The sequence below is a fragment of the Marinococcus salis genome (assembly GCF_054971365.1).
Genome location: NZ_JBQOJB010000004.1, coordinates 193,143 through 208,415 on the forward strand (window position 1 = coordinate 193,143; position 15,273 = coordinate 208,415).

Here is a 15,273-nt window from a genome sequence, read left to right on the forward strand (position 1 = left end):
CATATTTGTTCGCTTTTTGTCTTATTGCTACAATATAAGGAGAGCGTAACTACGGAGAGGATGACAAACATGACAGAAAAACATTTACCCCAGCTGACAGAACAGGAAATGCTCGAAAGCATTCTGGCGGACGGCTCCCCGAAGGCTAAAGAGCTGACTAAACATTATCTCAAACTGCTGCACGACTGGGATAATTCAGAGGCCCGAAGTGGAGTGGAACATTTCATGCACACTTCTACCTACTGGGAGGATGAAGAAACGCTTTGTGCTTCCATTCCCATTCATCCGGGTCTGCATAATACCCACGGCATCGTCCATGGAGGGATTCTGACGACGATAATGGATAATTCCATGGGCGTGCTGCTCACGGAGCTTTCTCCTGTCCCTGGTGATATTTTAACGATCGATATTCACGTGCAGTTTATTGCCGCTGGTACTGGCAAAGAGCTGACCTGCAAAGCATCGCCTATTACTGTTGGACGCCGCATTTCCTATGCTGAAGCAGCGGTTTATGATGAAGAAAACCGGCTCGTTGCAAAGGCAGACGGCACCTTTTATTTAAAGCAGGATGCCCGCTCCTGACTCCGCTTCCATTTATTAATTACTATTATCTGCTTAAATACTTTATAATAAATAAAGTACATAATGCTTCACTTTGATGAAAGGAGCTTCCCTGTGACCGCCCTGCTGACAAAAAAAAATATTTTCCGGTTTATCGGCATCGTTCTGGCCCTCGTCGCTCTTTACTTTATTCTGCCTGTTTCGGGCCCGATTATCCTTGCATGGTTAACAGCCCTGGCCCTTTCTCCCGCTGTAAGGCTTACCATGCGTTCTCTTAATATTAAACGGCCATTTTCGGTTATGATCGTTTTCTCGGCTTTTCTTCTGTTATTAATTTTACTTGGATATTTGTTAATTACTCAGGTGATCACCCAGGTGGTAGCTTTTTCCAAAAATCTCCCTACATATATCAGTAATCTCGTAGAAACAGTAGAAAACATTCAAACCGGGCTGAACAATCGTTACGAACAGTGGAATCTTCCGCAGGATACTATTGACCAGATCAACAACCGGATTGCCGAGATGCTTACCAGCCTTCAGGAAAATATCGCAAGCGATGATCTGCTGAACCAGGCCACGGCAATTATTGCTTCTATTCCCGGCTATTTGATTATGTTTTTAGTGTATTTGATCGCTCTTTATTTATTTATGATCGATCTCCCAAGACTGACAGACAAATTTTACTCTTTTTTAAAGCCTGAGACTTCTGAAAAATTTCAGTTTATGACCAGCCGGCTCGCTGAAGTAATCCTCGGTTTCTTCAAAGCCCAATTTTTAGTCAGCTTAATCATACTGGCAGTTACGTTTGTCGGATTAATGATTTTCACCCCTGAAGTGGCAATTGTGATGAGCCTGATTATATGGGCCGTTGACTTTATTCCAATTATCGGCTCCATCGCCATTCTCGCCCCGTGGTCTATTTATATGTATATCAGCGGTGACCTTGTTCTTGGAACGCAGCTGCTGGCCCTCGGCATCGTTCTTCTCATTATTCGCCGTACTGTGGAACCTAAAGTAATGGGGCTCCATATCGGCCTTTCTCCGCTTGCTACTTTAATCAGCCTCTACCTCGGGCTGACCCTTCTCGGCGTAGTAGGCTTTATCGTCGGCCCGCTCGCTGTTATTGCTTTCACTTCTGCCCGGGAGGCAGGACTCATCAAGTTAAATTTCAGAGTATAAAAAAGGAAAGCCGCGGGGCTTTCCTTTTTTCTTAATAGTACGGGGCAATCATAAAGTAAACCACTACGCCAGTAACACTTACATACAGCCACAGCGGCATCGTCCACCGGGCAATTTTGCGGTGTTTTTGCACCTGGTACGTAAATCCTTTTAAAAATGTATAAATCGAAAGCGGTACAATCAGTGCTGCTAAAATAATATGGGAGATCAGGATAAAATAGTATATATACTGAATGACTCCTTCTCCGCCGTAAGACGTGCTCGAGGCAAGGCTGTGGTATGCCAGATACGTGACGAGAAAAAGGGTCGTTGTTGTAAACGCCCCGTATATAAACCGGCGGTGCATCTTTATATTTTTCCGTAAAATAAAGTACAAAGCCCCCAATAAAAACACGGTGGTAAAGCTATTAAAAATAGCATTCATCATCGGCAGAATCGTCAGGTCGAAACCATTAAATGTCTGGCCGCCGCCTTCTACAAATATTAAAATCGTTACAAGCCCATTAATAATCACGCTGAGCAGAATCACGATCCATGTATGCGTGCGATTGGTGCGCTTTTGTTCTTCAGCCTTTAATTGAGACACGTATATTCCTCCTCTTCTGTGGTAGCGGTTATATTATACTAAATCACACCCATTTATGCAGATCCCTGGATTAACAATCCAGTGAACGTTTTTTCTTTGAGGCTTCTGCTTTCACATATTTTTCACAATTCATTATTTGTTCATCAGGGGATCATGATTAAAAATTGACTTTTTCAGGCTGGAAATCTACGATTAATTATGTAACAACAACGTGAAATTCTTAATTGCATTCATATTGAAGGAGTGACTTATTTTGCACTGGGGACTACGCACATTCGGCGTCATCACCTCCATCGGCATGCTCATCGTATTGCTGCAGGGAGCACTGGTGACTAATACAGGGTCCGGCGAAGGCTGCGGTGCCACATGGCCGCTTTGTTTCGGGGAAGTAGTACCTTCCAACCCCGCCGTCGCCACTATCATTGAATACAGCCACCGGCTTTGGTCGGGACTGATGGGGCTGTTCGTAATTATTCTTGCTATTTGGTCATCTGTGAAGCTTTCTCATCTGCGTGAAACAAAGTTTATGGCGCTCATGGCTGTATTGTTTATTATTTTTCAGGGGTTAATGGGCGCAGGCGCAGTTATCTGGGGCAACTCGAGCCTCGTGCTTGCTCTTCATTTCGGCATCAGTGCCATTTCACTTGCAACGGTTATTATGCTCACCATTCTGGCATTTGAGGATAACCGCAAGCCGTCGCTGCAGCCAAAAGTGACAAAAGGCTACCGCAATTACCTGGTTGCCACTATTGTTTATTCCTACGCCGTCATTTATACCGGAGCCTATGTGAAGCATTCCGGCGGAGCAGAGATAGCCGGCTGGATTCACCGCGGTGCCGCTGTCGCTCTTATGGTCGTCGTAGCCGTACTGATGATTTGGACGCTGAAACGATTTCGGGCCTATACGTCACTGGCTGCTATGAGCGTAATGGCTTTTGTGCTGATACTAGTTCAGGCGGGGGCCGGCATTGCCCTGATTTTTGGAGCTCCGCATTTAACGTCTGTGCTTATTCATGCACTGACAATCAGCATCATTTTTACCATAATGACCTACATGCTTGTCATTATTACCCGGCAGCCTGCTGTTTCTTCCACAGAACTCACCAGCACCTCTAAAAGCATACACCAAAAAGAAGCAGGCCTTCACCACTAGAAGGCCTGTTTTTTCGTCTCAAAAGAAGTCGTACATAAACGGAGTAAAGCCCGGAAGAGCATGATCAAGCAGCTGCAGCTGCTGCTTGCTGCCTTTTACAAGAGACGTGCGCTCAGCTTCCCGTACAGTGAGGTATCCCATAACGAGAGCGGTCAGTGTGTTAATGGAAAGGTCGATACCGGTACGGTTCGATAGCACTTCTTTGATCTCCATCCGCCCTTCTTTTGATTTATACAGCTGCCAGCTCGTATTGTTCCAATCACAAAATGTATCTTCCACATGCAGCACGAGGGATTCCTCGACCGGCAGATTCAGCGGATACTGATGCAAAAATGGGTACACATCCACGATGCGGGCCATAAAATAGCTTTTTCTCGTTTCTTCGATTTTGGGTTCCGGCAGTAAATAACGGCTCGGGTCATCAATAACGGGTGAAATTTTGGCAGTTTCAATCATAGAATCATGATTGGCCAAAAACCGCCACAATTCCCTGCGTGCATCTTCATGCCATGCTACAAACTCATGCACAGTTAGCTGCTGCTCTTTTACTTCATACAGCACATATCCGCTGTCAAAGCCATTCGCATCGGTGTAAACAGCAGCGTTGCCTTTCTTGCGCTGAAGCGTGCGGTTTTTCCACCATTGTTCAGAGCGTACAATCATGCCGGCATACTGCTTTGCCCATTTCTGGTAGATATAGTCGAGTATCTGCCAATCCTGCTGATAAATTCGGCGGATATACCCTTTTTCAGGTTCCCCGGTTTCCGGAAGCTCGCTTTTTGTTACTGTCCAATGCTTCGTATCACAAAATACTTCCCAGCCGAATTTTCGGTAAAAGGAAGTGGAAAACGGATAAAGCATAGAGATCGGCACGCCCCGGTCTCTTAAATCCACCAGCGCTTCTTTCAATAGCGAGCGCACTAAACTGCCCCGTCGCTTTTCCGGCCACGTTGCTACGCCAGAAATTCCCCCCATCGGCATTTTGACGTCTCCAAGGTAAACAATCGTGGGAAATATCGCTACTTTAGAAAGAACCTTCCCCCGTTCGACGGCGACCCAGTTGTCCTGGGGCACGATCGTGCGGCGCCTTTCCCGGCGCTGTTCCTCTGTCAAATGAATTTGGAAAGCATACTGGGCCAGATCTAAACTTTGATCAATTTCTGATTTTTTCATACGGCGAATGTCCATGGCTTAGTCTCCTTTAAACATCTCAATTGCTTTTTTTCGCTGAACCGAGTGATCTATTTCAGGCTCCGGGTAATCTTGACCGAGTATACAGTTATACTCTTTTTGCTGTTGTTCATCCATTTTCCACGGGGTATGAATATATTTTTTTGGTACTCCCTGCAGTTCCGGCACATGTTCGCGGATATAATCGCCCTGCGGGTCAAAGCGCTCACTCTGCCTCACTGGAGAAAAGACGCGGAAATAAGGCACCGCATCCGTGCCGGTGGAAGCCGCCCACTGCCATCCGCCAGCATTGGAGGAAGGGTCATAGTCAATAAGCCTTTCAGCGAAATACCTCTCTCCCTCCCTCCAGTCAATTAAATAATCCTTAGTGAGAAAGGAAGCAGCGATCATCCGGCCCCGATTATGCATCCAGCCGGTTTCATTTAACTGCCGCATGCAGGCGTCCACCACCGGATAGCCAGTACGCCCCTCTTTCCAGGTCTGCAGCCGTTTTTCATCATACTCCCACGGCAGATTTTGGTAAGCTTCCTTCAGCTCTTTATTTTTTAGCTCGGGATGCGTGGCGTGAATCATATTATAGTAATCTCTCCAGGCAAGCTCGCTTACAAACGCTTCAGCCCCTGGATTTCCTTCTTCAAGCTGTTCTGAAAGGGCCTGATAAATTGTTCTCACAGAAAGCCGGCCGGTTTTTAAATATGCGGACAGCCGGCTCGTTCCGTCCTGGGAAAGTGCATTGTTTGTTTCGTGGTATGTCGGAGCTATTTCCTCCACAAATGTCTCCAGCCGTTTATGGCCGTCTTCTTCACCGGTATGCTTCCACGTTTCCCCGTAATGCTTTAAATAAGAGGATAATTTTCCGTATGCGGCTTTCTGCGGCAGGGAGGGACGAGCCTGCCGACTGCTTATAAGATCAAGCCTGCATTTGTACGGTTGTTCTTTTTCGAGCTGGCGCCAGGCACGATAATACGGAGTGTAGACGGAATACAGCCCACCGTCCTTTTTCTTCACTTCATCGGAACGATGAAAATGAGCATCTTTATATACGTGGGTTTCTACGCTGCGCCGCTGCATTTCTGTCTTCACCTGCTCGTCCCGGTAGGCGGCAGGCGGTGCTTCGTCTTCATTAAAAAATAAATGCGTAAGCCCGGGCACCTTTTCTTTTAAATAGGCGAATGCCTTTTCCGCCGTTCCATGCAGGAAATATAATTGTATATGTTGATCATCGCATTCTTTGCGAAATTTTTCTAGATTTTGAAAAAAATAATCATGGTGGGGACATGAAAAACTGTAAAACTCCGGGTCAAGATGAAAGACTAAAAACCACTGCCTTCCCTCTTCCGCCTCCACCCATTGCTGCATTTCATGCATTGCCCGGTTATCTGTTAATCGTAAATCCCTGCGCATCCATAAAGCACTTACTTCCGTCATACATTCCGCTCCTTTTATACCGTAGTTCTTCTTCAATTCTATACCTTTTTTCAGTTTATTTAACGCTTTTTCCGTAAGAAAACATGCTTCCATAGAAATTTCATTTTTTGAAACCTACTACCTCTCTGTGTTAGATTTTTCTCTATTTTTATTTTGCCATAAAAAAAGACCGGCCTACCGGCCGATCTTTTAGTACCTGTTATTCAAATTCGAGAAGAAGATCTCCCGATTCGATCGGTTCATTATTTTCTACATAAACGCCCTTGATTTTACCATCAAACGGCGCCTGGACAGTCGTTTCCATCTTCATTGCTTCCGTAATCATAAGCTGGTCGCCTTTAGCCACTTCATCGCCCTCTTTGACAGAGGTTTTCAGCACGGTTCCAGGCATCGTTGCCCCAATATGGTTAGGATTTGATTTATCCACTTTTGGACGCACATTGGCATCCACCTTGGCATTTTTATCCTTAATAACAACTTCACGGGACTGCCCGTTCAATTCAAAGTACACGTTTCTATGACCAGTTTCGTCCGGCTCTGATACGGAAATGAGCTTCACGATCAGCGTTTTCCCTTTTTCGATTTCCACTTCCACTGTTTCCCCGAGCTCGAGCCCGTAGAAAAACGTCGGTGTATCAAGCACAGATACATCACTGAAGCTTTGACGGAACTGTTCAAATTCCATGTATACTTTCGGATACATCGCGTAGGAAATCATATCATGACTGGTCACCGGGCGGTCGAGCGTGTTAAAGAGTTCTTCTTCAATAGCTTTAAAATCGACTGGTTCAAGATTTTCACCCGGACGGTTCGAAATAGGGGTACGATCCTTCAAAATAATTTTTTGAAGTTTTTCCGGGAAGCCCTGGTGCGGCTGCCCTAAGTAGCCCTGGAAGAATTCCACGACGGAATCCGGGAAATCAAGGTTCTGGCCATTATCGTAAACGTCTTCTTCTGTCAGGTCGTTTTGGACCATATACAGTGCCATATCTCCGACGATTTTCGACGACGGCGTTACTTTGACAACATCCCCAAACATGTCGTTAACACGGCGGTACATTTTCTTCACTTCCCGCCAGCGGTCCCCAAGGCCTACCGCTTTCGCCTGCTGCTGCAAATTGCTGTACTGGCCGCCCGGCATTTCGTGTTCATATACCTCTGGTGCGGGTGAACGCATGCCGCTTTCAAAGCCTTGGTAGTATTCACGCGTGGTATCCCAGAAGTCACTGAGCTCCTGCAGGGCACCAACATCCACCTTCGGCTGCCGCTTATTTCCGGCCAGGGCATAATACAAGCCGTCTGCGCTTGGCTGTGAAGTGAGACCAGCCATAGAGCTTTCTGCCACATCGACAATGTCTACTCCGGCTTCTACCGCACGGGCGTACGTAAAGATACCGTTGCCGCTCGTGTCATGTGTGTGAAGGTGCACCGGAATGGAAATGGAATCTTTGAGCTCAGAAACAAGCTGGTACGCTGCTTCCGGCTTTAAAAGTCCTGCCATATCTTTAATGCCCAGAATATGGGCGCCGGCGTTTTCAAGCTCTTTCGCGAGGTTTTTATAATACTTCAGGTCATATTTGTCCCGCTTCGGATCAAGAATATCTCCTGTATAGCACATGGCAGCCTCAGCGATTTTATTCGTCTGTCTTACTTCATCAATCGTAAGCGTCATTCCTTTCAGCCAGTTAAGGGAATCAAAAATCCGGAAAACATCAATTCCGGCATTGGCTGATTTTTGCACAAATTCTTTAATCAGATTATCCGGGTAATTTTTATACCCTACGGCATTGGAAGAACGGAAAAGCATCTGCAGAAGCGTGTTCGGCATACGCTCGCGAAGTTCAAGCAGCCGGGTCCACGGATCTTCGTGCAGAAAGCGCATAGCTACGTCGAATGTTGCCCCACCCCACATCTCTGAGGAAAACAAGTTAGGCAGCATGCGGGAGGTCGGTTCTGCGATGCGCTTCAAGTCATCGCTTCGGACCCTCGTAGCAAGCAGCGACTGATGGGCATCACGGAACGTGGTGTCAGTCAAAAGCACTTCATTTTGGTCTTTCACCCAGTTTGCGAGCCCTTCTGGCCCCTGTTCATCGAGAATTTGTTTTGTTCCTCTCGGTATCGGTTTTTTCTTATCGATCTTTGGTACCACCGGTTTGTTGAGCGTTGGCTTTGGTGTGTTTTCAAGCCCGGGATAACCATTTACAATCGTTTCTCCGATAAATGTGAGCATTTTCGTTCCACGGTCCTGGCGCACTGGAAAGACGAAGAGCTCCGGGCTCGAATCGATAAAGGAAGTGTCATACGTGCCCGTAATGAATTTTTCATGCTGAACAACGTTTTCCAAAAACGGGATATTTGTGCGAATACCACGAATCCGGAATTCCCGAAGGTTCCGGAGCATTTTTTCCGAAGCCCCTTCAAATGTCCGTGCCCATGTGGATACCTTCACGAGCAGAGAGTCATAGTACGGAGATATGATCGCCCCCTGGAACCCGTTCCCGGCATCGAGCCTCACTCCAAAGCCTCCGCTTGAACGGTAAGCCATGATTCGTCCTGTATCCGGCATGAAATCGTTCGCAGGATCCTCTGTCGTCACCCGGGATTGAATGGCATAGCCGAAGGTTTTAATATCCTTTTGCTCTGGAATGTCTATGGAACCATCATGCAGTGTGCCGCCATCGGCGATTTTCAGCTGGGACTGCACGATGTCTACCCCGGTAATCATTTCCGTAATTGTATGTTCTACCTGAACGCGGGGGTTAACTTCAATGAAGAAAAATTCTCCCTTGTCGTTAACCAGAAACTCTACCGTGCCCGCATTGACGTATTCAATATTTCTGGCCAGTTTCACAGCAGCATCGCAAATGCGTTCACGCAGCGACTCATCGAGCGCAATACTTGGTGCTACCTCCACCACTTTCTGATGGCGGCGCTGAATGGAACAGTCCCGTTCATACAAATGGATAACGTTTCCTGCTTTGTCCCCGAGCACCTGCACTTCAATATGCTTTGGATTTTCGACAAATTTTTCTACATAAACGATATCGTTGCCAAAAGCAGATTTCGCTTCGGATTTTGCCCGGTCGTATGCATCCTCGAGCGATTCTGCATCGCGGACAATCCGCATGCCGCGTCCGCCTCCGCCAAGCGAAGCTTTAATCATAATCGGGAAGCCGTGCTTGTCAGTGAATTCCTTCACTTCTTCCACACTGTTTACCGGACCGTCGCTTCCTGGAATAACCGGGAGGTCTGCAGCAATCGCCGTTTCTCTCGCTTTGACTTTATCCCCGAACATTTCCAGGTGACGGGTCTCCGGACCAATAAAGGTAATTCCTTCTTCATCACAGCGTCTGGCAAAGTCAATATTTTCAGAAAGAAAACCATAGCCCGGGTGAATAGCATCGACACCGTTCTCTTTTGCTGTACGGATAATATCTTCAATATCCAGATACGCATCGATCGGTTTCTGCCCTTCTCCTACCAGGTAAGCTTCATCTGCTTTATACCGGTGGAATGCTCCTACATCTTCATTGGAATAAATAGCCACGGTGCGTATATGTAATTCGGTGCACGCCCGAAATATGCGTATAGCAATTTCACCGCGGTTTGCTACTAATACCTTTTTAATATTCTCTAGACCGTTCATCCTTCTCCTCCTCTTATCTAATGCATCTCCAGCAGGATGTATCTATCTTATCCCGATAGGAGCAATCAGAATTATCTTCAATAACAGATAATTCTAAATATAAATTATCATACGCAAGAACCAGGCCATCTGTCAAAGTAATATTCGCATTTTTTTAAAATTTGTGCCTATTTTGAATACAAGATGAGCCTGCTTTACATAATATTTCCCTAATTTTCACTAAAATAAAACTTCAAATAAAAAACTTAGTTGTTTGTAAAAAAACCAAGCTATTCAATTAGAATAGCTTGGCTCATCCACCGACTGTTGCTTCATGAAAAGCAGCAAGTTTCCGTTCAAGTTCAGAGAGAATTTGTTTACCGGTATGTTCGTCGATGAGATTCAAACGAATGGCAAAGTCGATTTCCCGTGAAAGCCCAAACATTTGTGTATCAAGCACCTCTTCGTAAAGCGGGCATTGAGGCATTGTCAAGTTGTCCATCTGCACTTCAATAAGTTTTCTAATCTTTTCAGCATCTGCTTTCAATAAAGCGTATGCTTTCTCGCTATGTTCTGTTGCTGCCCTCATGCTCAAGGCAATCCCTCCTACAAGCTGACTCCTTCTATTCATCTTATCTGTTCATTAAAAAAAAAGCAAGACGATTTACGTATAAAATCTTGATTCTTCAGACTATAAGCCATAATCTCCGGGCCAGCAGCAACTTCTGCTTTTTCTCTATTACCCGGTTGTGGTAGCATAAAAACCAGTTCCTATCAGCAGCTATAAAATTGGAGGAGTGCTTTATGAATTTCATCGTAATGATTCAGGGGAATGTTCGTTTTCCGATCACTCTCGATCCTACTACCTGGATATTTGATGACCGCAAAATTGACCTTGATACGTATTTTGATACCGATCCTGCTGCCGGAGAGCAGCCTTCCACGGAAGCCGATCATACAGCCAGGCGGTTTGCACGTGACCGTGAAGAAGGTTCCAATGCCCCTGATCCGGATCCAGGACGCGGACGCACTAACAAAGTACGCAACAAAAAAGAAGCCATCATCAACGGCTCCTTCGGCATCAGGTTTGAGCCGTTTTTACAGAATGCCGAACCAAAAGAGGACGCAAGCCACGTTGTTGTGGAAACAGAAGCAGAAACTCATCTTGTATCTCTTGAAGAAGCGAAAAATTTCATTGTAGCATTTTCCCATAAGGGCAGTCCGCTAAAAGAAGACGGCCCGGTCCACATATATTACGGAAACGGGGCTAACAAGGCTAATCCTATTCGGCATGTAACAGGTTTTCAGGTAAAATAAACAGAAACGACAGCTGGAGCTATTCCAGCTGTCGTTTTTTATAGTATGTCCGCTGCAAGCTGCGCGAGACCGGAACGTTCTCCTTTCTCCAGCTTGACGTGCCCGCTGATCCCCTGGTTTTTGAACATTTCAACCACATAGGCCAGGCCGTTGTTTAATTCGTCGAGGTACGGGTGATCAATTTGGGCCGGGTCGCCGAGAAAAACAATTTTACTGCCTTCTCCCACTCTTGTTAATATTGTTTTTACTTCGTGCTTTGTTAGATTCTGAGCCTCATCAATTATAATATACTGATCCGGAATACTGCGTCCGCGAATATAAGTTAATGCCTCCACCTGAATCGACCCCATCCCGGCAAGAATAGAATCAAGCTCGCCGGGCTTTTTAGCGTTAAAAAGATACTCCAGGTTATCATAGATAGGCTGCATCCATGGGCGCAGCTTTTCATCTTTTTCCCCTGGGAGGTAACCTATATCTTTACCAAGCGGCACAACAGGTCTTGCAACCAACAGCTTATGGTATCTTTCCATATCTTCAATTTGAAGCAATCCGGCAGCAAGAGTCAATAGGGTTTTGCCCGTTCCTGCCCGCCCAGTCAATGTTACAAGAGGTATATCTTCCCGAAGCAGCAGCTCGAGGGCCATTTTCTGCTCCACGTTTTTCGGACGGATACCCCAAACATGATCAATCTCTGATGTGAATTTACGAATTCTTTTGCCGGAGGCGTCAACCTTTGCAAGAGCTGAAGAGCTGCTCAGACCATCTCTTAAAATAAGGAATTCATGGGGGCAGAACCCTTCTTCAGAAACCTCCCCGGAAGCGAGAGAGCCTTCCTCGAAAAAAGCGTCAAGCAACGGGCGGTCGACCGTCAGTGTCTGATGCCCTTTATAAATATTGTCGTATTGGGTGACCCGGTCATTCAAAAAGTCCTCTGCTGTTATACCAAGAGCATCTGCTTTCACGCGTACAAGAGCGTCTTTACTGATAATGACGACATGGTAGTCGCCCAAAAGCTCGTATTCGTCCTTTAAATTCTGGGCCACGGCGAGGATACGATTGTCATTGGTCACTTCAATAAAAGTATCTTTCATGCTTTCGTATGAACGGTGATTCAGTTCTACACGTAGTGTCCCGCCTGAACCGAGAGAAACTCCTTCATGGAGTTTGCCTTTTCCGCGGAAGCGATCCAGAATCCTGGCTGTTTCTCTCGCGTTTCTGCCAAGTTCATCCATCAATCTTTTTTTGGAATCAATTTCTTCCAGAACCACTGCCGGAATCACTACATGATGTTCGTCAAACTGATAAATTGCCTGGGGATCTTGGAGCAGTACGTTCGTATCTAAAACGTAAATTTTTTTCATAACAGGTGCTTCCCCCTATCTTGTCTCTATCGCAATATTTAAATTATTGTGTTTTCTTCATAGCTTCAAGTACTTTATTATCCAGCTCGTCTGCCGCTTCCAGGTCATATGTTTTCTCAAACACCGGGCCGCTGATCATTCTGGAACCGTAAAACATTACATCTTTCACTTCAACGACCTCCACTTCTATGATTGCAAGCGGAAAAGATATACCATTGACCTCCGTCGTTAAAATTTTCCCTCTGCCTGCAATGGAGTAAGTGGTGCCTCCGCCGATGACAGTCATAGCCATTCCCGGAGCCGCCCGCAAGTTTTTCATGACGGACGCCCGGGCATCAACCGCAAACCGGAGCATTCGGGATGAAGATGCATATACCCATGACACGGCGTGAATATCCGGGGTAGAATTTTTCTGATTGATCGTAGAGACCGTCACGTACTGTTCCTGCTTTAATAAATAGACGATTTCTTCAGGTAGCTCGTCAAACACACGACTAGCCATATGTATCCCCCCTTATATGTATAATAGTACCATTTTGGTTTGAAAATTTGTCCATTCTTTTTCGGATTCTTTTGTTTAATTTTCTGTTCTAATCATCTGGCCCCTCTTCTGTTATCAAGGCAGCGGTCGTGTTATACTTAAAGCATATCTTTTGGTTGCATAAAGCAGAGGTGAAACGAAATGATGCGGGTAAAATGCGTAATCTGCGATGAAATTCATAAATTGGACGATGAAAATCCTCAAGCAAAAAAAATTAGGAACCGTCCGATTCACACGTATATGTGTTCTGAATGCCATGAACGGATCTCAAACCGGACAAATGAGCGGAAAGCTACTGGTCATTTCCATTTATACCGGGATCCGGTAAAAGACAACGACTGGTAATAATGGGTTTACCCGATCGGCATTGATTGATAATAAAAATCCCGGCTGCAGTAATTACTGCAGCCGGGATTTTTATTATTTGGAAACGCTCTGGCGCTTTTCTTCGCGCTCGCGTTCGCCTTTTTGGAGAATTTTCTTTCTTAGTCGGATTGAATCCGGAGTAACTTCGCAGTACTCATCTGCGTTCAAATACTCAAGAGCTTCTTCAAGTGTCAGAACCCGCGGGCGTTTCATCGTTACGGTCTGGTCCTTGGTAGCTGAACGCACGTTTGTCTGCTGCTTCGCTTTTGTTACGTTTACAGCCAAATCATTTTCACGGCTGTGCTCACCGACAATCATGCCTTCATAAATTTCAGTACCAGGCTCGACAAACATCGTACCGCGGTCTTCAAGCTGCATCATGCTGTATGGAGTCGCTTTTCCATTTTCCATGGAAACGAGCACTCCCTGACGGCGGCCGCCAATCTGCTCTTTGATATACGGACGGTACTCTTCAAACGTATGGTTCAAGATGCCGTATCCTTTAGTCTGGGATAAGAATTCATTCGTATATCCAACCAAGCCGCGGGATGGGATCATGAAGTCAATCCGGACCTGGCCGTCACCTTTATTAACCATGTTTTCCATTTCACCTTTACGTTCACCGAGGGATTCCATTACCGGTCCGGTAAAGTCCTCAGGTACATCAACCTGAAGGCGTTCATAAGGCTCACAGAGTACGCCGTCCACTTCTTTAATAATTACCTGCGGCTTAGATACCTGCAGTTCAAAATCTTCGCGGCGAAGGTTTTCAATTAAAATAGACAGGTGAAGCTCACCGCGGCCGGAAATCAGCCAGGCGTCCGGGCTGTCTGTTTGTTCGACCCGGAGACTCACATCCGTTTCCAACTGCGTCAGCAGCCGTTCTTCAATTTTACGGCTCGTAATTTTGGATCCTTCCCGTCCGGCAAATGGACTATTATTCACAAGAAAAGTCATTTGCAGCGTTGGTTCATCAATACGAAGTACCGGCAGTGCTTCCTGATGATCCACCGGGCATATTGTTTCCCCAACCATGATATCTTCTACACCGGATATGGCCACCAGGTCCCCGGCTTTCGCTTCGCTGACTTCTTCTTTTTTCAGGCCAAAGAAACCAAACATTTTAGAAATACGGAATTTTTTCACCGTACCGTCAAGCTTAACCAGCGCTGCCTGGTCACCTGTTCGCAGCGTTCCACGGAAGACCCTTCCGACACCAATTCTCCCCAGATAATCATTGTAGTCAAGCATCGCTATCTGGAACTGGAACGGCTCGTCACTATTGTCCACTGGCACTGGCACATTATCTGAGATCATGCGGAAAATAACGTCCATATTTTCGTCCTGTTTTTCAGGGTCTTCGCTTGCCGTGCCGTTAATTGCGGAAGCATAAACAACTGGAAAATCGATTTGGTCTTCGTTTGCTCCGAGCTCGATAAACAGGTCCAGCACTTCATCCACAACTTCTGAAGGACGGGCCATATCGCGGTCAATTTTGTTTACGACTACGACCGGAGTCAAGTTCTGCTCCAATGCTTTTTTCAAAACAAAGCGAGTCTGCGGCATGCAGCCTTCATAGGCGTCTACAACCAGAAGTACACCGTCCACCATTTTCATGATACGTTCTACTTCCCCGCCAAAATCTGCGTGGCCCGGGGTATCAAGAATGTTGATACGCGTATCATGGTACTTTACTGCTGTGTTTTTCGCCAGAATCGTAATACCGCGTTCTTTTTCAATATCGTTGGTGTCCATTGCCCGCTCGTCTACCTGTTCATTTTCCCGAAAAGTTCCTGATTGACGAAGAAGCTGGTCGACAAGGGTGGTTTTCCCGTGGTCAACGTGGGCAATAATCGCGATATTGCGAATATCTTTACGTAAAACTGTCACTATAAATCTCTCCTATTCTCTTGCTGCAATCATAACAAACCCTGGCACTCGGCGACATCGTCTTCCATAAAGCCA

Annotated in this window: 13 protein-coding genes; 5 read left to right on the plus strand and 8 right to left on the minus strand. The window is 46.0% G+C overall.

Features of this window, described 5'->3' with window-relative positions; all coding sequences use genetic code 11:
- Positions 1–69: 69 nt before the first annotated feature.
- Positions 70–582: a PaaI family thioesterase gene (locus ACTTK6_RS05835; protein ID WP_462832925.1), complete on the plus strand. Its 513-nt coding sequence runs from the start codon at positions 70–72 to the stop codon at positions 580–582.
- A 93-nt stretch (positions 583–675) separates the two neighbouring features.
- Positions 676–1,740, plus strand: a complete 1,065-nt coding sequence (ytvI, locus tag ACTTK6_RS05840; protein ID WP_462832926.1) for a sporulation integral membrane protein YtvI — start codon at positions 676–678, stop codon at positions 1,738–1,740.
- Positions 1,741–1,771: 31 nt separating this feature from the next.
- Here ytvI and ACTTK6_RS05845 read toward each other — a convergent pair whose 3' ends face one another.
- Positions 1,772–2,326, minus strand: a complete 555-nt coding sequence (locus tag ACTTK6_RS05845; protein ID WP_079476065.1) for a DUF420 domain-containing protein — start codon at positions 2,324–2,326, stop codon at positions 1,772–1,774.
- 253 nt (positions 2,327–2,579) lie between these two features.
- Here ACTTK6_RS05845 and ACTTK6_RS05850 point away from each other — a divergent pair, with 253 nt between their 5' ends.
- Positions 2,580–3,479, plus strand: a complete 900-nt coding sequence (locus ACTTK6_RS05850; protein ID WP_079476064.1) for a COX15/CtaA family protein — start codon at positions 2,580–2,582, stop codon at positions 3,477–3,479.
- An 18-nt stretch (positions 3,480–3,497) separates the two neighbouring features.
- Here ACTTK6_RS05850 and ACTTK6_RS05855 read toward each other — a convergent pair whose 3' ends face one another.
- The 4 genes from ACTTK6_RS05855 to ACTTK6_RS05870 form a co-directional block, all read right to left on the minus strand.
- On the minus strand, positions 3,498–4,667 hold the full coding sequence (locus ACTTK6_RS05855; RefSeq protein WP_462832927.1) for a GNAT family N-acetyltransferase: 1,170 nt from the start codon (positions 4,665–4,667) through the stop codon (positions 3,498–3,500).
- 3 nt (positions 4,668–4,670) lie between these two features.
- On the minus strand, positions 4,671–6,098 hold the full coding sequence (locus ACTTK6_RS05860; protein ID WP_158219050.1) for a cryptochrome/photolyase family protein: 1,428 nt from the start codon (positions 6,096–6,098) through the stop codon (positions 4,671–4,673).
- Between the two features lie 199 nt (positions 6,099–6,297).
- A complete protein-coding gene (pyc, locus tag ACTTK6_RS05865; RefSeq protein WP_079476061.1) occupies positions 6,298–9,744 on the minus strand; it encodes a pyruvate carboxylase in 3,447 nt (1,148 codons plus the stop codon).
- A 292-nt stretch (positions 9,745–10,036) separates the two neighbouring features.
- Entirely contained in the window at positions 10,037–10,312 is a 276-nt protein-coding gene (locus ACTTK6_RS05870; RefSeq protein ID WP_094907905.1) for an Fpa/YlaN family protein, read from the minus strand.
- Between the two features lie 215 nt (positions 10,313–10,527).
- On the opposite strand from ACTTK6_RS05870, the gene ACTTK6_RS05875 reads away from it, so the two are divergent.
- Entirely contained in the window at positions 10,528–11,040 is a 513-nt protein-coding gene (locus ACTTK6_RS05875; RefSeq protein WP_079476060.1) for a hypothetical protein, read from the plus strand.
- Between the two features lie 38 nt (positions 11,041–11,078).
- Here ACTTK6_RS05875 and ACTTK6_RS05880 read toward each other — a convergent pair whose 3' ends face one another.
- Positions 11,079–12,401 (minus strand): PhoH family protein, encoded by a 1,323-nt coding sequence (locus ACTTK6_RS05880; protein WP_079476059.1) that lies wholly within the window; start codon positions 12,399–12,401, stop codon positions 11,079–11,081.
- A 43-nt stretch (positions 12,402–12,444) separates the two neighbouring features.
- A complete protein-coding gene (locus ACTTK6_RS05885) occupies positions 12,445–12,903 on the minus strand; it encodes a pyridoxamine 5'-phosphate oxidase family protein (protein WP_094907841.1) in 459 nt (152 codons plus the stop codon).
- Between the two features lie 183 nt (positions 12,904–13,086).
- Here ACTTK6_RS05885 and ACTTK6_RS05890 point away from each other — a divergent pair, with 183 nt between their 5' ends.
- A complete protein-coding gene (locus ACTTK6_RS05890; protein WP_079477025.1) occupies positions 13,087–13,287 on the plus strand; it encodes a YlaI family protein in 201 nt (66 codons plus the stop codon).
- A 75-nt stretch (positions 13,288–13,362) separates the two neighbouring features.
- Here the strand turns inward: ACTTK6_RS05890 and typA are convergent, their stop codons facing one another.
- Positions 13,363–15,198: a translational GTPase TypA gene (typA, locus tag ACTTK6_RS05895; RefSeq protein WP_079476057.1), complete on the minus strand. Its 1,836-nt coding sequence runs from the start codon at positions 15,196–15,198 to the stop codon at positions 13,363–13,365.
- Between the last annotated feature and the right edge of the window lie 75 nt (positions 15,199–15,273).

What these genes read in the sequence shown, in the direction of transcription:
- ACTTK6_RS05880 (WP_079476059.1), bottom strand. Translation starts at nt 12,401, where the DNA reads ATGAAAAAAATTTACGTTTTAGATACGAACGTACTGCTCCAAGATCCC.
- ACTTK6_RS05835 (WP_462832925.1), top strand. Translation starts at nt 70, where the DNA reads ATGACAGAAAAACATTTACCCCAGCTGACAGAACAGGAAATGCTCGAA.
- ACTTK6_RS05870 (WP_094907905.1), bottom strand. Translation starts at nt 10,312, where the DNA reads ATGAGGGCAGCAACAGAACATAGCGAGAAAGCATACGCTTTATTGAAA.
- ACTTK6_RS05860 (WP_158219050.1), bottom strand. Translation starts at nt 6,098, where the DNA reads ATGACGGAAGTAAGTGCTTTATGGATGCGCAGGGATTTACGATTAACA.
- pyc (WP_079476061.1), bottom strand. Translation starts at nt 9,744, where the DNA reads ATGAACGGTCTAGAGAATATTAAAAAGGTATTAGTAGCAAACCGCGGT.
- ACTTK6_RS05855 (WP_462832927.1), bottom strand. Translation starts at nt 4,667, where the DNA reads ATGGACATTCGCCGTATGAAAAAATCAGAAATTGATCAAAGTTTAGAT.
- ACTTK6_RS05875 (WP_079476060.1), top strand. Translation starts at nt 10,528, where the DNA reads ATGAATTTCATCGTAATGATTCAGGGGAATGTTCGTTTTCCGATCACT.
- ACTTK6_RS05885 (WP_094907841.1), bottom strand. Translation starts at nt 12,903, where the DNA reads ATGGCTAGTCGTGTGTTTGACGAGCTACCTGAAGAAATCGTCTATTTA.
- ACTTK6_RS05890 (WP_079477025.1), top strand. Translation starts at nt 13,087, where the DNA reads ATGCGGGTAAAATGCGTAATCTGCGATGAAATTCATAAATTGGACGAT.